Consider the following 18,250-nt stretch of genomic DNA (forward strand, 5'->3'; position numbering starts at 1 on the left):
ACAGCGCGAAGTTGCGGAAAATGCAACTTTGTTGTTAAACTGATCATGCGTTAATTACTCCACACAGTTGTTTTTGACGCCGACGCCAGTGACCTGCACAGTCCTGGCGTCAACCTTTTCTTCGGGCGGACAAAAATATCGATATAGCAGAGTGTTATATTCCATCCACTTGGCTATGACCTGATGACTGTCATCTTCAATAAGCTCTCGCTCTGCCAAATCGATCACCCCATCAGCAATAGCCAGCTTCACTTTCTCTGAGTGCTTACCCATCCAAGTGATGGCATCCAGTAGACGATTATTGATATCGTCATTATCTACTTCACCGATATCCACCAGTGGTACATTTACGCTATTTGAGTACCGGGATACTGCATCTGCAATATGAGTAGTCCCACTCGCTCGTTGCAATACCAGCGCCCAGCCCATCGGGAAAATCTGATCACCATCTGCACGTAGCCGGTTAAATATTGCGTTCTCTGTTACGTCTAACCATTCAGCCGCGTCAGAATATCCACCGGGCAGACTTGCTATTGTCTTTTTGATAGCAATAATCAGCCATTCCGGCTGCTTTTCTGCTTTCCAATTTTGTTTAGGTCCCACAGTTATCCCCTTTTAGTTGTGGTTTTAATAGGTATCTTGAGTAAGTAATAATTCTCCTTGTGTTAGGGATTAAGCTGCTTTTGGTGGAAATACATCGTCCAGACCGCAAGCAACACCTAGTTCATTAAGGGCACTCACAATAAGCCTGCAATTTTTTAAACTTGGCTTTCTGCGACCGAGTTCGTAATGACCGATCGCTCCTTGCGTTAACCCAACTTTCTCGGCGAGATATTCTTGTGAAACATTCGCCTTCTCTCTTAACTCTCTAATGCAACTCATGAGACTCTCCTTTTGTTTCATTTATAATACATTTTGTATTTTATTATAGCAATATAGTCAATACATTTTGTTAGTTGATGGAGTTAATACAGAGCGTAATAATCTAAAAATGAAACAGACATGGAATACTCTGGCTAAAGCCAGAATGTCCGAGCTTGAGATATCACAAGAAAAGCTTGGTGAGATGATTGGCAAAACTCAGGGCGCTATTGGGCATTGGCTTAATGGGCGTAGAGAGCCCTCTATTGATGATATAGCGTCTATACTTAACGCTCTTGACCTTCATGAAATTACAATAAAATCTGATGGGAGCGCGTCATTGAATCCAAGTCTAGAGTTAGAGTCAATTGCCTCTAATCAACGATTAAAGACACAAGCTGGCTATTTTATTGAGGTGCTTGATGTAAAGGCTAGCGCTGGCCCTGGGGTAATCAATAACGATGTTATCGAAACGGTAAAGCTTGTTGAATACACAGGGGATCAGGCTAATTTAATGTTCGGTGGTCGCAACCCCAAAAACATAAAAATGATTACTGTTAGCGGCGATAGCATGGCTGGCACTATTGAGCTAGGTGATTCTATTTTTGTTGATGTAAGTAAGAATAGCTTTAGCGGTGACGGTATATATGTTTTCGTATTCAAAAACACACTGCATGTTAAAAGAATACAGATGATGCCTGACTGCCTCCTCGTTCTCTCTGATAACCCAAAATACAAAGAGTGGAAGATAACAGAGGAAACCGAACAATATCTAAGGATATCCGGCAAAGTCCTCCTAAGCCAGTCCCAAGCCTACAAGCGTCACGGATAGAAATCCTAAACTATTAGGGAGTAAAAGTGAAAAAGTACCAAATTCTTTCTGTATTTACATGTGATAAATCATCGGGTGTGATCGATTGTAATACTTTAGTTTATAGAAACATTTTTTCAGTGAATTCTTTTCCAAAAGAGATTGATTTTTTAGTCGGTGCTACTATTGCAACACCAGCAGATTATCCATTTTTCAATATTAAATTTGATTTCTTTGATGAGAAGGATCAGGCGCTGACACAGGAGGTGCATGATCTTGAACCTATTGCAATTGAAGTACTAACAAATGAAAACAACATATCAGTAACAACTATAATTTTTCATCCTGAACATCATATCATTAGTAAACCAGGCATTCTAAAAATCGAAGCAACCCTTGGTCAGGCTAAAAATATAAATGCCATTCTTGATAAAAAAAGTACCATGGTGATTGTATCCAAAACATGGAGAGGTAAACTATAATTATGGCTCAGACGTTTAAGTTTGATGAGGAAAAGCAGAAAAGACAATCCCTATCATCACCCTCCTTACAAAGAGAACATGAACACGGTGGTGGTAATGGTGGAGGTAATGATATGTTAGAAGCTAGGGTTAAAAAAATTGAAGAAGACCTGCATACAATAAAAACAGATATAGCGGTCATTAAATCAAATTATTCTTCAAAAGAAGATATTTCCTCTATTAGGATAGAGTTACATCAATCAATATCAGGACAAACTAAGTGGGTGGCAGCAACAATCATTGCAGTCGCTGGCGCATCTCTTGCAGTTGCAAGGTTCATTTTTTTATAATCTTAACGATCCAGCCCCTTAATTGGGGCTTTTTTGTGCCTACAATCCAAGAAATTTATTCATCCTTAAAGCCCGCCTTTGTGACACTTATCACATTACTAGAATACTGGTGACGATTCCGTAACCGAGAATCAAATTACTTTCAAACTAAATTCTTTTTATTATCAATAATATAACCGAATTCGCATGCAATTGCCTCCACATAAAATACATTTTGTATTTATTATTTTAAATACATCTTGTATTATTAATCTATCGAAAGCAGCACATCAAGTGTTCCGTTAACAATATAAAACACAGAATATCCGTGTGGAGTGTAACCAGGTGGTTCAGAGTGCAGTCTGACCACGCTACAGGAGCGTAATAATGAAACCAACTGATCTGAAACCTGGTGCGCGAGTGATTATTGAATCACACGGTGGCCGTGATGTTGTTGTGGGTACATTCATCAGGCGCGTATCAAGACAACCGAACAGACCAGCCCATAGCATTATTCGTGTTGATGATTTTGCCGGGTTGCATGGTTCCGATGACCTTGGTGATACCCCATATCCTGATTATGTGGTTTCTCGGCGGGTTTATCCGCAGCCGGAAAAAAAATAGCTGCCACCACAAACAAAAAAGCGAACCACCAGGCTCGCTTATTAATAGAAGTAAATGCTCTTTAACAACTAGGCCGACACTATTCCTCACCAGGTTTCTTGACGTTATTGGCAAGATAATCAGCTTGATTTGGTAACCCACCAGCAAGCCATGAAAGTATCTTTTGGCATCTGGTTAAAGTGATAGGCGTCTCGTCTTTAAGGCCTAAGACTATTGTAGCCCGTTGTTGAGCCGCAAATTCTAAGATATGCCACACCTTGGTATCAATGGACTCAATTCTTAAGAATTCAGCTTTCAGTTGCTCGTCGGTCAATGATGGCTCATTTCTTATCAACTGAAGATATCTAACAGCCTGAAGGTCTGCTGCTGCAGAAGCCTTGCCAAATTGGTAAATAAATGAAATTGCACTAAATAATGCAATAAGAGCGCCGTAAGCCATTGTTCCCTTAAAAGAAGCAAAAACAGAGGCACCTAAGAAAAAAATCAGGGCAGAAAGAAAGCGATCGATTCTTCCCCAAAGGGTTGATTGCATCCTCTCTAAGTAATGCGAATGGTTGAGCTGATAAATCATCTCATAACGTGTCATGTATTACCTCACCTTCTTTGATCGGTTGAGACCCATATAAAAAATTACAGGTATCTGGATGAATAACATATTCAAAGATTGGTTGGTAGCACTCCAATCTTACCACGATCGCTGTGAGTGGAAAAATAATCAGCGACTTTATTTATTAGGTTGAGGTGGAGGTGTTGGTCTTGGAGCAGGTTTAGGGGAACGATGTCCACCAACATCAGGCCTATTACACAATACCTTGGGTTTTGGTGCTGGCGGTGGCTTCGGGGTTTGGTGATTAGGAACGATAGGACCTTGAGATAAACAAATCTCAATTTTTGGTTTTGGAGATGGTGCTGGTTTAGGGCATTTATGATCTTCTCCATATCCACGACGCTCCTCAGTCATGAAAATCTTCGGTTTCGGTTTTGGAGCTGGCGTTGGTTTTGGACATTTATGGTCACCAGTTCGAATCATCCAGACTTTAGGTTTTGGAGTTGGTCTTGGGTTTTTATGAAAAGGCTCTACAGGGTCAGAATCCTGACTATAGATTTTAGACGGATTAGGTTGTGGTGGAGATACAGGACTTCTGTGCTTGCGCTCATAATCTGACATAAAAATATCCTTATCTGTTGTGGTGACATAAGGATACCACTTCGCCGGAAGTGGTTAAACATCCGGCACTTACAAATATTCAAAAGCGCCCTGCGGCTCAAACTTAAACTGTGATGAGTAAATGTAACAAGCTGATGGGGCGCTTCTGAATGCAGACCTTAACAGGTCGTGTGGAGTGGTAAACCGCTGTGAACGTGGGCGCTATGTGCAGTATGGCAACCATCAACACAGTACCTTTAAATATTTACGGAGTAGTTAACGTATGAGTAATGACCGTATGACTGTTATCCCTGATTTCTTCGGGGAACTGGATGCTGGTGTATTCCAGAATAAGTTTGCCGCCGCTCTGAATAACGTGGCGCTGGGTGTCCTTAATAATGCTGGTAAGGGCAAGGTAACCATCACCCTAAACATTGAGCGACTGAATAACTCAATTGAGGAAAAGCGGGTTGGCATCAAGCACACCCTGTCTTTTACCACCCCTACCCCTCGCGGCAAATCTTCTGAAGAAGATACCACCGAAACGCCGATGTACGTCAATAAGGGCGGAAAACTGACCATTTTGCAGGAAGACCAAGGTCAACTGTTCACTATTGCTGGAAAGCCTGACGGCAAGCTATCAGCAACCAAATAGTCCCATACTCATTATTAAGTTTAAGGAAAAATTATGACTCAGTTAGACGCATCAGCAATCAATGAAATTAAAGATCTGACGCTGGCAGGACATCACACTAGAGGGCTTGACGCTGTAGCCTCTGATATTGCTGTATTACCAAGTGGCTATAACGTTGTAAACCTTGAAAAATTTAATTTATATCGTGACCGTTTTCGCGGCTGTATGAGCACAACCAGTATTGATGATTTCGTTCGCTATTCCATTCAAACCGCCGATTTTGAAGCCAGTCCTGCTGGTTGCTTCATTAATGCGGATGCGATGGAGGCGGTCAGTATTTTTAATCTCGGTAATGTCGCCAACCCCGGCCATGCAGATAACACTGCATCAATTGCGCTGAAGAAAACAGCCCCTTTCCGTGCCCTGCTGGATATTAACGGTCGTAAAAACCGCCAGAAGGATTTAGCTGAATGGCTTGAAGATTGGAAAGAGTACCTTCTTGCTTTTGATGCTGAAGGCGCTGAAAAGAGCATCCAACAAGCCGTTTCAGCAATCCGCCGCATCACAATTGAGTCAATATCTTCCTCTGACCATGAAGATCAGGACTTCAGCGCAAAACGATCTGTAATGGAGAGTGTAGAAGCTAAGAGCAAAGAGGTTATGCCGGTTGCGTTTGAGTTTAAGTGCGTTCCTTACGAAGGCTTAACCGAGCGACGTTTCAGTCTGCGTCTTAGTATTCTGGCCAGCGATACCCCTCAGCTAGTTCTTCGTATTGTTCAACTGGAAACCGCAGAAGAAGCGATCGCAATGGAATTCCGCGACCTGCTGATCGAGAAGTTCACAGATAAACCAGTTAATACCTTTATCGGTTCGTTTAAAGCGTAATGCTGCCCAAAGCTACCGGTTTGCCGGTGGCTTTACGAAGTGTTACAGCGTTGTGCAGACGCTACCCATTAACTGTTGTGGAGTAATTAACATGTCTTGGTTAACGACAATTTCAGGTAAGCATTTTAACTATCAAGACCCCGACCCAGGTTCTATTTGCATTCGTGATATTGCCCGTGCTCTATCCCATGAATGCCGGTTTGCTGGTCACGTTCCAGCGTTTTATTCAGTTGCCCAGCACTCTGTTTTCGTCAGCCATTTAGTGCCGCAAGAATTCGCAATGGAAGCACTGCTGCATGATGCTGTTGAAGCATATTGCAAGGATATTCCTGCCCCATTGAAACGCCTGTTACCTGATTATCAGGCAATAGAACATCGTATCGACCTGTTAATTCGTGGTTTATTCAAGCTGCCGGCAGAGCACAGTAAAGAGGTTAAACACGCTGATTTGGTAGCACTGGCAACTGAACGGCGGGACTTTGGGCTTGATGATGGTACCGAGTGGCCCATCTTAAAGGGGATTACCCCAGACAAAGAGCTAATTCTTAGCTGGCCTGCATATGATGCATATAACGCATTTATTGACCGGTTCTATGAACTGAAAAATGCTGGCTACCAAGCCTCAGTAGAGGGCCAGAAACTATGAGCCAAGTTAAGTTCTCTTTAGGCGCAAAGCTGTTTATAGCTGGCCTCATTTTAGTCTGGGTATTGTGTATAGCTGCATTGGGAGTGCTTATCCATGGATACTAACACTGCATTTACACCCAGTAATGTGCAAATTGACCTAATGCAGCACGCTCTGGGTATTAGTGAGCACAACCGAAACGATATTTATCGAAATTATTTCTATGTCGATGGCAGACATTCTCACTGGGATGAATTAGTAACTCACGGATACGCGACCGTTCAGAAAGCACCAGCATTTACCAGTGGAGGGGTTACTTATCACTGTACCGAGCGTGGGCGTATAGCAGCAATTTGCGCTATACCGGAGCCGGAGAAGTTAACCGGTGGAAAGCAGAAATATAATGAATACCTCCGCTCAGAGTGTTGTGAATCATTTGCAGAGTGGCTTGGTATTGAAGTTCCTGAACGTGATTACTGCTATTGGGGAGAGGATGACGGCAAAGTCCGACTGAGAAGCAGCCGTGCGACTGGCGAATACTGCAAAACATTAAAGGACGCCAAGGCCAGTTATAAAGCTGCTCTGAAAGCTAAAAAGGAAGGTGCTTATGTCTACTACTAACACAGGTATCAACATCAACGAAGTGTTGGGGCCTTTTAACATAGGAGCTTACTGCATTCATACCAGTAAATATGGAAAACGTGGATGCAGAGTTGTGGGTCACGATGGGCATGCTGTGATTATAAAGCGACTCGGTGGCGGGTATTACGGAGTGCCTGAAAGGTCTTTAACTCCATGCTCTGTTACTGAGGCGAGAAATGCAGAGGTGAGCATTAAAGGAAAAAGCCATGAGTAATGATATCAACACAATTGCACAACAGTTGAGAGCAGCGGCTATTATCAACACGTCAGCCTTTCTGACAGTAACAAATAGCGAAGCTATTGCATTATGTGATGCTCTGGAAGCGGCACAGAAACATAACAACGAACTGGAAACCTCAGAGAATCAATTGATTACTGAGCGTGATAATGCAGAGCAGGCTTTATCAGATATGTTCATGGCAGTAATTGGTGAGCCACCAGAATGGAGTAATGTGTACGGGTTTATTGATGCTGTTGACGATGTATCTGAACGTATCACATATCTTGAATCCGATCCGGTCCAGATAGTGCCGGATGATTATTTCGCTTCGCTGGTCGAAACTGCCCGAGTATCCGCAAATAAGGCAATAGCTAAATTCCCACAGCCGAATTATGTGCTGCTAAAGGTTGCAGAAGAAGCTGGCGAAGTGGTTCAGGCTGGCGTCCATTACGCAGAGAACCGCAAATCTTGGCAAGATGTGGAGGGCGAAATTGTCCAATTATTGGCAATGCTTATTCGACTTGTCACAGAGGGCGATCAAATTAATGGCGTCACTCCGCCTGACCACTACCGCATAACCCAACAGCCTGCAACACATGAAGCTGATGTTATTTTAAATCAAAGTAAAGAAGAAATAAAAAAAGTTGTCCATGAGGTACTGATCGAACAATCAAAGCTTGGTGGAATGTTAAGTAAATGGTAAGGCAATAAGGCCCACGTGCAGGTGGGCCACTACTGTGTGGAGAAATAGCCATGATCCAAATGTTAACACTTGAAGAATGGGCGTTGGATAAATACCGAAGCAATCCCCCCTCCAAAAGCACCCTAATGAAATATGCCAGAGCTGGGCATTTCCAACCACCAGCTAGGAAAGAAGGAAGGCTATGGAGAGTGCGGGAAGATGCGGAGTTAGTAGGCCAATTGGCAACGCCTGAAATCAAGAGAAATGATAACCCTAAGTTACAGAGGATCTTAAACGATGGCAGCCAGACCCCGTAAAAATAACGTTGATATACCTAATCTATACCCTCTTTATAGTCGGTCAGCAAATAAGGTTTATTGGCGTTATCGCCACCCTATCACGGGTAAATATCACGCTCTTGGTACCGATGAACAAGAAGCAAGAGAAATCGCTATTGAGGCTAATACCCGGCTGGCAGAGCAACGTTCCCGGCAGATATTAGCGCTCAATGATCGAATCGCAATGATAAAGGGAAAAGAAATTACGGTTAACACCTGGCTTGATCGTTATTGGAAAATTCAGGAAGAGAGATTGAAGGAAGGCGATATTAAGCCGAATACATTTAAGCAGAAAAAGAAACCTGTTGATTTACTGCGCCACAACTTTGCAATGAAACCCCTTCCGGCAGTTGATGCAAGATACATTGTATCAATATTGGACGCATCCAAAGAGGCCGGACAACATAGAATGGCTCAAGTTATCCGTTCTGTTTTAATTGATGTATTTGCGGAAGCACAGCAAGCTGGCGAAGTTCCCCCGGGCTATAATCCTGCGCTGGCCACCAAACAACCGCGAAGGAAAATAACCAGGCAGCGGCTGAATCTGGATGAATGGCAACAGATTTTTAATATTGCAGATAAGAACCATACGTATATGGGTAATGCAATGCTACTTGCTCTTGTGACCGGTCAGCGCCTGGGCGACATCTCTAAAATGAAATTTAGTGATATTTGGGATGACCATTTACATATTGTGCAGGAAAAGACTGGGGCAAAACTGGCGATCCCCCTTTCGATAAAATGTCACGCCATTAACTGGACGTTAAAGGATGTGATCACGAAATGCCGCGATCGTGTAGTGAGCCATTATCTTGTTCACTACACCAAGCCAACATCAATGGCGAAACGTGGCGGACAAGTTAGCCCTAATACACTCACAACCAACTTCAGTAAAGCTCGGGATCTAACGCGTATTGATTGGAGTAATGGCACACCAGCAACATTCCATGAACAACTGTCACTATCAGAAAGGTTATATGGTGAGCAGGGAATAAATACCCAATTATTACTTGGTCACAAATCTCAAAAACAGACAGAGCAGTATCATGATGATAGGGGTAAAAACTGGATTATCGTTGCAGTGTAGTTATTCTTAATAACGCTATCACATAACGATAGCGTTATTAGCAATTAATTTATTAAAAGTTCAAATAATTCTTTAATATGACATAAAACATAAATACTAGGTATTACTATAGAAATAGAAGCTAAAATAACCGCAACCATTACACAAATCCGATATTTTCTTTCTCCCTTTTTCACTCGCTCCCATTCAGATTTCAGTATTATTTCACTATGTCTATAATACCGTTTTCTGAACACTTGAGGTGATAATTCAGGTTTTGTAGCCAATATATTTTTAGAAATTAACTGTAACAACTCGTCTTCTGATGGCGTTGGATTATCACTCGTAAATCTTAACTTTATGCTTGCAGCAGCAAAATTAATTTTATCAGTCAATTCACTTACTATTTCTGGATCTGTTTTATCAGAAATGCAGCAATAGTACATCATCAACTCAGCTAGTTCCTTTCTTAACCCATCAATCCAAGCTTGCCTAAATTCAGATGTCTTATTCTCTTTTGTGATAATAAGCCCTATTGCAGCGCCTATCGCACCTAGAGATGCTGCAATAATTGCCGCGATTCCTCCATCCATATGATAGATCCCTAATTAGATTAAACTTCATCGCACTATACTAATCTTCAGTAACCATATCATCTAAATATTCATAAACTAACTGATATTCAGCCACTGATTAACACGTCTTTTTAATGGAGTTTTGATAAAAAGTTTTGATAATGTTTTGATAATAGATAGCAAGCTAACAATAAAAAACGGGAGCGTTCAGGCTCCCGTTAATATTTGTGACACTTTTAGCAATTACATGCAGGCAATCACATCTTTGCCAAACTCGCTACAGGAGCGCTCTTTAGCGTCATCCATCATACGGGCGAAGTCATAAGTGACAGTTTTATTCTTAATTGCCCCTTCCACGCCTTTGATGATTAAGTCTGCTGCTTCGGTCCAGCCCATATGACGCAGCATCATCTCAGCAGACAGAATGACAGAGCCTGGGTTCACTTTATCCTGACCAGCATATTTTGGTGCCGTACCGTGAGTTGCTTCGAACAACGCGCAGTCATCACCAATATTTGCTCCTGGTGCAATCCCGATACCACCAACCTGTGCTGCCAGTGCATCAGAAATATAGTCACCGTTGAGGTTCATCGTTGCAATCACATCATACTCTTCCGGACGCAGCAGAATTTGCTGCAGGAAGGCATCGGCGATAACGTCATTAATAATAATGTCTTTGCCAGTCTTAGGATTTTTGACCTTCAACCATGGGCCACCATCAAGCAGTTCACCGCCGAACTCTTCTTTTGCTAACTGGTAACCCCAGTCTTTAAAAGCGCCTTCGGTAAATTTCATGATGTTGCCTTTGTGTACCAGCGTAACGGAGTCACGATTGTTATCAATCGCATACTCAATTGCTGCACGAATCAGGCGCTTACTACCCTCTTCCGAGCACGGTTTAATACCAATACCGCACTGCTGTGGGAAACGAATTTTAGTTACGCCCATTTCATCACGCAGGAACTTAATCACTTTATCAGCTTCAGCAGTGCCTGCTTTCCACTCAACACCTGCATAAATATCTTCTGCGTTTTCACGGAAAATCACCATATCGGTCAGATCAGGACGTTTAACCGGACTTGGTGTACCTTCAAAATAACGCACCGGACGCAGACAAATATAGAGATCCAACTGCTGACGTAATGCTACGTTCAAAGAACGAATACCACCACCAACTGGCGTCGTCAGAGGGCCTTTAATAGCGACTTTATATTCACGAATTAAATCCAGCGTCTCATCAGGTAACCAAACGTCTTTACCATATACCTGAGTTGATTTCTCACCAGTATAGATTTCCATCCAGGAGATTTTGCGCTCGCCGCCGTAAGCTTTCTTTACTGCCGCATCAACAACATCAATCATGACAGGCGTTACATCAACACCAATACCGTCACCTTCAATATAGGGAATAATAGGATCTTGCGGAACTGTGAGTTTGCCATTAGCGTTAACTGTAATTTTTTTACCTGTGGCAGGAACAACTACTTTGCTTTCCATCAAACTCTCCTCTGAGGACATGTTTGTTAATTTTTTGTAAGATGCACACATGATACTACTTGATTACTTTCAGTCCGCCAATCAAAAACTTTTTCAAGTATAATGATTTAACGATTCAACACGCGAAATGTCATGTTAAAGCTAGCAACTAAAAAAAATTCTGCCACTGGCAGAAGACAAAAAACCGTCAACCGTGCGCCAAAAGGCCCACGGCGCGTAATTTTGTTCAATAAACCCTATGACGTATTACCTCAATTCACGGATGAAGCGGGCAGAAAAACATTAAAAGATTATATTTCTGTAACCGGCGTTTATGCCGCAGGAAGACTGGATCGCGATAGTGAAGGCCTGCTGGTTTTGACAAACGACGGTAAATTGCAGGCAGAATTAACACAGCCGCAACATAAAACAGGGAAAGTCTATTTGGTTCAGGTGGAAGGAATTCCTGACACTGAAGCACTGGATAAATTACGTAAGGGCATCACTCTAAATGACGGTCCAACTCTTCCTGCCGGTGCAGAACTCATTGCTGAACCCGATTGGTTATGGCCTCGGGATCCACCTATCCGCGAGCGCAAAGCTATTCCAACCAGTTGGATAAAAATAACTCTGTATGAAGGGCGAAACCGTCAAGTTCGTAGAATGACAGCCCATGTAGGATTTCCAACCCTGCGATTAATCCGTTACAGTCTGCATAACTGGAATCTTGATGGCCTTGCCCCCGGCGAATGGAAAGAGGTGAAATATGTCTGACGACCAATATAAACCCCACGTCACCATGGCCTGTGTTGTTCAGGCTGAAAATCGTTTTCTGATGGTGGAAGAACGGATCCACGGTTTACCAACATTAAATCAACCCGCTGGTCATCTTGAAGCCTATGAAACACTGTTAGAAGGCGCCCAGCGAGAGCTTTGGGAAGAAACCGGCATTCATGCCGCACCACAATCTTTGCTGCAAATTTATCAATGGATTGCCAGCGATGGTACGCCGTTTATCCGCTTTACCTTTGCCATTGATTTACCAGAGATGCCCGAAACTATGCCTCACGACAGCGATATTGACCGCTGCCTGTGGTTAACGGCTGAGGAAATTATTCATGCGCCCAATCTGCGTTCCCCTTTAGTCAGAGAAAGTATGATTCGTTACCTGCAGCCTGAACGCTACCCCCTTTCAATACTGGAAAACTTCAGATAGCGAAAAAGCGTTTGTGTTAAGCGGTGCGCCAAGGCTATCAACGTGCTAAAATGCTGCGCTGCAAAGCAGTCTCAACAATATATTTTGTATCACCCTAAGTCATAACAGTACGCGAGAGCCCCATGTCAGATAATAGCCAGAAAAAAGTCATTGTCGGTATGTCCGGCGGTGTTGACTCCTCCGTTTCAGCCTGGTTGCTACAGCAGCAGGGCTATCAGGTGGCCGGTTTATTTATGAAAAACTGGGAAGAAGATGATTCAGATGAGTATTGTTCCGCAGCTACTGATTTGGCAGATGCTCAGGCTGTCTGCGATAAATTAGGTATTGAGCTTTATACCATCAACTTCTCCGCGGAATATTGGGATAACGTATTTGAGCACTTCCTGGCTGAATATAAAGCCGGGCGTACCCCAAATCCGGATATTCTGTGTAATAAAGAGATCAAATTTAAAGCATTTCTGGAATTTGCAGCAGAAGACCTTGGTGCTGATTATATTGCTACTGGTCACTATGTTCGCCATCAGGATATTGACGGTAAAAGCCGCCTGCTGCGTGGTGTAGATGCTAATAAAGATCAAAGTTATTTTCTTTATACCCTAAGCCATGAGCAAGTTGCTCAAAGCTTGTTTCCTGTTGGCGAACTGGAAAAACCGGAAGTTCGCAAAATTGCTGAACAGTTAGATTTAGCCACTGCGAAAAAGAAAGACTCTACGGGTATCTGCTTTATCGGTGAACGTAAATTCAAAGATTTTCTGGCCCGCTATTTACCGGCACAACCTGGTGACATCGTTACGGTTGATGGTGACCACGTTGGTATCCACCAAGGGTTGATGTATCACACTTTGGGTCAACGCAAAGGATTAGGCATTGGCGGTTTGAAAGACGGTGGTGAAGACCCATGGTATGTGGTTGATAAAGATCTGATTAACAATCGTTTGATTGTTGCACAAGGTCACGACCATCCCAGCCTGTTCTCTACTGGTTTGATAGCCCAACAACTACACTGGGTCGATCGTAATGAAATCACTGAAACGTTCCGCTGTACGGTTAAGACTCGCTATCGTCAGCAGGATATTCCTTGTACTGTGATCCCCCATGGCCCGGATCGGATTGAAGTTCGTTTTGATGAGCCCGTAGCAGCCGTTACCCCAGGACAATCGGCCGTGTTTTATCAAGGTGAAGTTTGCCTTGGCGGCGGTGTTATTGAAGAACGTTTACAGGATTAATTGTGGCAAAAAATTATTATGATATTACCGTAGCTTTGGCTGGTATCGCTCAGTCAGCTCGCCTGGTTCAACAACTGGCCCATAACGGTCAGTGTGATAACGATGCCCTTTCTGTTTCGCTAAAAAGCATTCTGGTGACGGATTCTCCTTCTACCCTGGCTGTTTTCGGACATGAAAGCGACCTGAGCGTAGGACTGGATACCTTACCTTGTGTTCTGACCAATAACCGCCAGGAGTTAAGTGCAGAAATTACTCGTTATGTGCTTAGCCTGATGGTTCTGGAACGTAAGCTTTCAGGTAATCCTCAAGCGTTGAATGACCTGTCTACTCGCATTAGTCAACTCGACCGCCAACTGGCTCATTTTGATATTGAATCAGAAACCATTATCAGTTCTCTTGCCAGTATCTATGTTGACATTGTTAGCCCTCTGGGACCTCGCATTCAGGTGACTGGTTCCCCGGAAGCACTACAGAAACCATTGGTTCAGGCCAAAGTTCGCGCAGCGCTATTAGCTGGTATTCGCGCTACTGTTCTTTGGCAGCAGGTCGGTGGAAGCCGCCTGCAATTTATGTTTTCACGCAATCGCCTGTTACAGCAGGCCAGAGAAATTGTTGCTCATCGTTAAACTTTCAGACTTCAGGAGTCTTACTGATGGAATTATCTTCACTGACCGCCGTATCCCCTATTGATGGACGTTACGGAGATAAAGTCAGTTCATTACGCTCAATCTTCAGCGAGTTTGGCTTGCTTAAATTCCGCGTTACTGTGGAAGTTCGCTGGCTACAAAAATTGGCTGATTGCGCACAAATAAAAGAAGTTCCTGCTTTTAGCAAAGAAGCAAACGATTACCTTGATAAAATTGTCTCTGACTTCAATGAATCAGATGCCCTGCGAATTAAAACCATTGAGCGAACTACCAATCACGACGTTAAAGCCGTGGAGTATTTCCTCAAAGAAAAAGTGGCAGATATTCCTGAACTACAGGCAATTTCAGAATTCATTCACTTCGCCTGTACTTCAGAAGATATCAATAATCTTTCTCACGCTTTAATGCTATCTACCGCTCGTCAAACGGTGCTGCTACCAGCCTGGCGTGAAATCATTGACTCAGTGAAACATTTGGCAGCTCAATATCGGGATATTCCCCTACTTTCCCGTACCCATGGCCAACCGGCTACACCAAGTACTATTGGTAAAGAGTTTGCTAACGTGGCTTATCGTATGGAACGCCAATATAAGCAACTGGGCCAGATTGAAGTCTTGGGTAAAATTAACGGTGCTGTCGGTAATTATAATGCCCATATGGTGGCTTATCCGGAAGTCAGCTGGCACCAGTACAGCGAGAGTTTTGTTACTTCGTTAGGCATAACATGGAATCCTTACACCACTCAAATTGAGCCGCATGACTATATTGCTGAACTGTTTGACTGTGTAGCTCGTTTCAACACTATCCTGCTGGATTTTGACCGTGATATCTGGGGTTATATTGCTCTGAATCACTTTAAGCAAAAAACCATTGCTGGTGAAATTGGCTCTTCCACTATGCCGCATAAAGTGAATCCTATCGATTTTGAAAACTCCGAAGGTAACTTAGGATTAGCAAATGCGGTATTAGGACATCTGGCAGCTAAACTACCGGTATCCCGTTGGCAACGTGATCTGACCGACTCTACCGTCTTGCGTAATTTGGGTGTTGGTATTGGTTATGCCATGATCGCTTATCAATCCACCATGAAAGGCATTAGCAAGCTGGAAGTTAATGAAAGTAACCTTCAGAACGAACTGGACCATAACTGGGAGGTTCTGGCTGAACCAATCCAGACGGTAATGCGTCGTTATGGTATTGAGAAACCTTATGAGAAACTAAAAGAGTTAACTCGTGGTAAACGTGTTACTGCTGAAGATATGCAGATCTTTATCGATAAGCTGGAATTACCGGAAGATGAAAAAACACGGCTGAAAGCGATGACTCCCGCAAACTATATTGGTTATGCGGTAAATATGGTCGATGAACTAAAGTAATCATGACCTAACAAGTAAATACAGGGCGCTAAAATAGCGCCCTGATTATTCAGATTATCCCTTAATCATTACGCCTTAAATCGTTGTTCTGTCAGTTTCACTATTTCCACCAAAACTTCACTGGCAGCCCGAAGTGACTTAATCGGTAGATATTCATAGATGGAATGGAAGTTATGCGCCCCCGTAAATACATTCGGACAAGGCAGACCATTTTGTGACAAAGCAGCACCATCGTAACCACCGCGCATAGGAGTTACTTTAGGTTCAATATTCAAATTACGATAAGCCTGTATGGCAATATCAATAGGATAGGCTGACTCGCCCTGTAAGCTATTAAACACATTGGCATAACGATCGGAAAGCGTACATTTCACACTTCCCTCTCCCCATAGGGCCGCACAACTATCTGACAGATTTTGCAGGAATTGCATTCGTTGCTGATAGCCTTGTTCAGTAAAATCCCTAACATCCATATTTAATATGGTTTTAGCACTGTTTCCCTGCAGTTGCTTAACCCAATAATACCCTTCCCGACCTTCAGTATATTCAGGGGCTTCTCCCCCAGGCAGCATGGAAACAAACTTATGGGCCATTAACAGTGAATTCTTTAATTTTCCTTTTGCTGACATTGGGTGGGCAGACTGGCCAGTAAACACAATAACCGCATCACCCGCATTCCAGTTCTCATATACCAGTTCACCAATACCACAGCAATCGAGGGTGTAGGCAAAATCAGCACCAAAACTTTTTACATCAAACACCTTAGAACCACGCAGACCCTGTTCCTCATCAGGAACTAGTCCTACCTTTACCGGACCATGTTTAATCTCAGGATGTTGGACTAAATACTGAATCATATTAACGATAGAGGCGATGGCTGCTTTATCATCTGCTCCTAACAGGCTGGTGCCGTCGGTTACAATAATCTCATCACCTATATAATCCTTCAGCTCAGGGAATTCACTCTGGCGTAAATAGATGTTCTGTTGTTTATTAAGACAAAGATCCCCACCAGAATAAGCTAGTATTTGTGCATGAGTATCCGTTGTTTGCTCCGCACTGGTGTCTAAATGCCCAAAAAAAGCGACCGCCGGAAGTGAATAGTCAACATTAGCAGGAAGGGTTGCAGTTAGTATCGCTCTCTCACTCACCTGCACATCCTTCAAACCAAGCGCTCTCAACTCTTCAGCAACCTGATTAGCTAAAATACGCTGGCCTTCAGATGAAGGCATAATACCGGCAGCCCCATTTTCTCTATTCGTTGTTGTATTAATTTTGGTATAGGAAATAAAACGCTCGACAATATCCACTCTATCCACCTTTTATTCTTTAAGTTGTTTTACTTACGGTACCACAGGGAGGATATTTGTTAAATTCATTTCATATTTATCAAAATCATTACTTATCAATACATTGAAGGTATAAACACAGTTAAATTTCATAATGTTATAAAAGTACCATTGTATATATAATAATTATTTTTCAGGTGAGAATAATATAACCAGTCTATTATATAAGCGTGTTTCTTATTCATATAAGAACTAAAAATAGTAATATCATTATACTTTTCAACGTTGATTACCGCTGTTAACTGTATAGTTAACACTGATGATGTTAAACTTATCTACGTCAGCCAGCTTTTGGCATTCATTTCATCTTTACTGCATTAACTCTGCCTGAAACAGTCTCTGCTAATGTCATGCATAGGAAAGAAAATGGGTTCGATAACAGATTTATTCCAGGCACTCCTGCATCAGGACTTCAAAACATTAGCTAATCCAGAATTTCTTTGGGCTATTTACGGCATCTTATTTCTGATAATTTTTTTGGAAAATGGTTTATTACCTGCAGCATTTTTGCCCGGAGATAGCCTGTTATTGCTCGCCGGTGCTCTGGTTGCTCAGGGTTCGCTACATTTTCTTCTCACGATTTTGGTTCTTTCCACCGCAGCAGCGCTAGGGTGTTGGTTTAGCTACCTTCAGGGGCGATGGTTAGGCAAAACTAAAACGGTTCAGGGCTGGATGTCGAAAATACCAGCCCACTATCATCAGCGAGCGCATCAGTTATTCCATCGTCATGGCTTCTTTGCACTGCTTATTGGTCGTTTTCTGGCATTTGTACGCACCTTATTACCAACGATTGCTGGTCTGTCGGCCCTTGATGCAAAACGCTTTCAAATTTTTAACTGGTTGAGTGCAGTGTTGTGGGTAAGCGTTGTTACCAGCTTAGGTTATCTCATTAGCCTGACACCATTATATAAGCACCATGAAGCTGCCGTTATGAATGGATTAATGATTCTACCTGTCGCCCTCCTGGTTATCGGATTGATTGGTTCTCTAATTGTAGTATTAAAGAAAAAGTCTGAGAAAAAGAAATAATTAACATTTCAGCTATCAGATATCACAGTTC

General features: G+C 42.7%; 24 protein-coding genes. 17 read left to right on the top strand and 7 right to left on the bottom strand.

The genetic code is table 11. From position 1 onward, the window contains the following. Window positions 1-54: 54 nt before the first annotated feature. Window positions 55-603 carry a YmfL family putative regulatory protein gene (locus GOL65_RS04515; protein ID WP_140921045.1) on the bottom strand — a complete coding sequence of 183 codons (549 nt, stop codon included), beginning with the start codon at window positions 601-603 and terminating at the stop codon, window positions 55-57. A gap of 69 nt (window positions 604-672) precedes the next feature. Then, window positions 673-882 (bottom strand): helix-turn-helix transcriptional regulator, encoded by a 210-nt coding sequence (locus GOL65_RS04520; RefSeq protein WP_140921044.1) that lies wholly within the window; start codon window positions 880-882, stop codon window positions 673-675. A gap of 109 nt (window positions 883-991) precedes the next feature. On the opposite strand from GOL65_RS04520, the gene GOL65_RS04525 reads away from it, so the two are divergent. The 4 genes from GOL65_RS04525 (at window position 992) to GOL65_RS04540 (ending at window position 3,086) form a co-directional block, all read left to right on the top strand. Then, a complete protein-coding gene (locus GOL65_RS04525; RefSeq protein ID WP_228723054.1) occupies window positions 992-1,693 on the top strand; it encodes a LexA family transcriptional regulator in 702 nt (233 codons plus the stop codon). A gap of 26 nt (window positions 1,694-1,719) precedes the next feature. Beyond that, a complete protein-coding gene (locus tag GOL65_RS04530) occupies window positions 1,720-2,154 on the top strand; it encodes a hypothetical protein (protein ID WP_140921043.1) in 435 nt (144 codons plus the stop codon). Between the two features lie 2 nt (window positions 2,155-2,156). Beyond that, a complete protein-coding gene (locus tag GOL65_RS04535) occupies window positions 2,157-2,483 on the top strand; it encodes a hemolysin XhlA (RefSeq protein ID WP_228723055.1) in 327 nt (108 codons plus the stop codon). Between the two features lie 366 nt (window positions 2,484-2,849). Continuing rightward, entirely contained in the window at window positions 2,850-3,086 is a 237-nt protein-coding gene (locus GOL65_RS04540) for a hypothetical protein (RefSeq protein WP_140921042.1), read from the top strand. A 79-nt stretch (window positions 3,087-3,165) separates the two neighbouring features. Here the strand turns inward: GOL65_RS04540 and GOL65_RS04545 are convergent, their stop codons facing one another. Next, complete coding sequence (locus GOL65_RS04545; RefSeq protein WP_140921041.1) at window positions 3,166-3,672, bottom strand: hypothetical protein; 507 nt, start codon at window positions 3,670-3,672, stop codon at window positions 3,166-3,168. Window positions 3,673-3,810: 138 nt separating this feature from the next. Next, window positions 3,811-4,254, bottom strand: coding sequence for a hypothetical protein (locus tag GOL65_RS04550; protein WP_140921040.1), 444 nt, complete (start codon window positions 4,252-4,254; stop codon window positions 3,811-3,813). Between the two features lie 262 nt (window positions 4,255-4,516). Between GOL65_RS04550 and GOL65_RS04555 the strand changes: the two genes are divergently transcribed. From GOL65_RS04555 to GOL65_RS04585, 7 genes are all read left to right on the top strand, one after another. Further along, complete coding sequence (locus GOL65_RS04555; protein ID WP_140921039.1) at window positions 4,517-4,888, top strand: hypothetical protein; 372 nt, start codon at window positions 4,517-4,519, stop codon at window positions 4,886-4,888. 33 nt (window positions 4,889-4,921) lie between these two features. Then, window positions 4,922-5,752: a YfdQ family protein gene (locus GOL65_RS04560; protein WP_140921038.1), complete on the top strand. Its 831-nt coding sequence runs from the start codon at window positions 4,922-4,924 to the stop codon at window positions 5,750-5,752. Between the two features lie 91 nt (window positions 5,753-5,843). Continuing rightward, window positions 5,844-6,398 carry an HD family hydrolase gene (locus GOL65_RS04565; protein ID WP_140921037.1) on the top strand — a complete coding sequence of 185 codons (555 nt, stop codon included), beginning with the start codon at window positions 5,844-5,846 and terminating at the stop codon, window positions 6,396-6,398. Between the two features lie 93 nt (window positions 6,399-6,491). Continuing rightward, window positions 6,492-6,998, top strand: coding sequence for a hypothetical protein (locus GOL65_RS04570; protein ID WP_140921036.1), 507 nt, complete (start codon window positions 6,492-6,494; stop codon window positions 6,996-6,998). Between the two features lie 227 nt (window positions 6,999-7,225). Continuing rightward, window positions 7,226-7,942 carry a hypothetical protein gene (locus GOL65_RS22160; RefSeq protein ID WP_228723056.1) on the top strand — a complete coding sequence of 239 codons (717 nt, stop codon included), beginning with the start codon at window positions 7,226-7,228 and terminating at the stop codon, window positions 7,940-7,942. A 50-nt stretch (window positions 7,943-7,992) separates the two neighbouring features. After that, the gene (locus GOL65_RS04580; protein ID WP_140921035.1) at window positions 7,993-8,238 is read left to right on the top strand and encodes an excisionase; all 246 of its coding nucleotides are present in this window, start codon (window positions 7,993-7,995) and stop codon (window positions 8,236-8,238) included. After that, window positions 8,219-9,346, top strand: coding sequence for a phage integrase Arm DNA-binding domain-containing protein (locus GOL65_RS04585; protein ID WP_140921034.1), 1,128 nt, complete (start codon window positions 8,219-8,221; stop codon window positions 9,344-9,346). Before GOL65_RS04580 ends, GOL65_RS04585 begins: the two co-directional genes overlap by 20 nt. A 44-nt stretch (window positions 9,347-9,390) precedes the next feature. Here GOL65_RS04585 and GOL65_RS04590 read toward each other — a convergent pair whose 3' ends face one another. Next, on the bottom strand, window positions 9,391-9,918 hold the full coding sequence (locus tag GOL65_RS04590) for a hypothetical protein (protein ID WP_140921033.1): 528 nt from the start codon (window positions 9,916-9,918) through the stop codon (window positions 9,391-9,393). 225 nt (window positions 9,919-10,143) lie between these two features. Further along, window positions 10,144-11,397 carry an NADP-dependent isocitrate dehydrogenase gene (gene icd, locus GOL65_RS04595; protein WP_140921032.1) on the bottom strand — a complete coding sequence of 418 codons (1,254 nt, stop codon included), beginning with the start codon at window positions 11,395-11,397 and terminating at the stop codon, window positions 10,144-10,146. Between the two features lie 132 nt (window positions 11,398-11,529). Between icd and rluE the strand changes: the two genes are divergently transcribed. The 5 genes from rluE (at window position 11,530) to purB (ending at window position 15,841) form a co-directional block, all read left to right on the top strand. Continuing rightward, window positions 11,530-12,150, top strand: a complete 621-nt coding sequence (gene rluE / locus GOL65_RS04600) for a 23S rRNA pseudouridine(2457) synthase RluE (RefSeq protein WP_140921031.1) — start codon at window positions 11,530-11,532, stop codon at window positions 12,148-12,150. Beyond that, complete coding sequence (locus tag GOL65_RS04605; RefSeq protein WP_140921030.1) at window positions 12,143-12,592, top strand: NUDIX domain-containing protein; 450 nt, start codon at window positions 12,143-12,145, stop codon at window positions 12,590-12,592. Before rluE ends, GOL65_RS04605 begins: the two co-directional genes overlap by 8 nt. Before the next feature lie 122 nt (window positions 12,593-12,714). After that, complete coding sequence (gene mnmA, locus GOL65_RS04610; RefSeq protein ID WP_140921029.1) at window positions 12,715-13,818, top strand: tRNA 2-thiouridine(34) synthase MnmA; 1,104 nt, start codon at window positions 12,715-12,717, stop codon at window positions 13,816-13,818. A gap of 2 nt (window positions 13,819-13,820) precedes the next feature. Continuing rightward, entirely contained in the window at window positions 13,821-14,444 is a 624-nt protein-coding gene (gene hflD, locus GOL65_RS04615; protein ID WP_140921028.1) for a high frequency lysogenization protein HflD, read from the top strand. A 26-nt stretch (window positions 14,445-14,470) separates the two neighbouring features. Next, window positions 14,471-15,841: an adenylosuccinate lyase gene (gene purB, locus GOL65_RS04620; RefSeq protein WP_140921027.1), complete on the top strand. Its 1,371-nt coding sequence runs from the start codon at window positions 14,471-14,473 to the stop codon at window positions 15,839-15,841. A gap of 68 nt (window positions 15,842-15,909) precedes the next feature. Here the strand turns inward: purB and pepT are convergent, their stop codons facing one another. Next, window positions 15,910-17,151: a peptidase T gene (gene pepT / locus GOL65_RS04625; RefSeq protein ID WP_140921026.1), complete on the bottom strand. Its 1,242-nt coding sequence runs from the start codon at window positions 17,149-17,151 to the stop codon at window positions 15,910-15,912. Window positions 17,152-17,556: 405 nt separating this feature from the next. On the opposite strand from pepT, the gene GOL65_RS04630 reads away from it, so the two are divergent. After that, entirely contained in the window at window positions 17,557-18,219 is a 663-nt protein-coding gene (locus tag GOL65_RS04630; RefSeq protein WP_140921025.1) for a DedA family protein, read from the top strand. Window positions 18,220-18,250 lie beyond the last annotated feature (31 nt).

The organism is Limnobaculum xujianqingii (assembly GCF_013394855.1).
In the GTDB taxonomy this organism is placed as follows: domain Bacteria; phylum Pseudomonadota; class Gammaproteobacteria; order Enterobacterales; family Enterobacteriaceae; genus Limnobaculum; species Limnobaculum xujianqingii.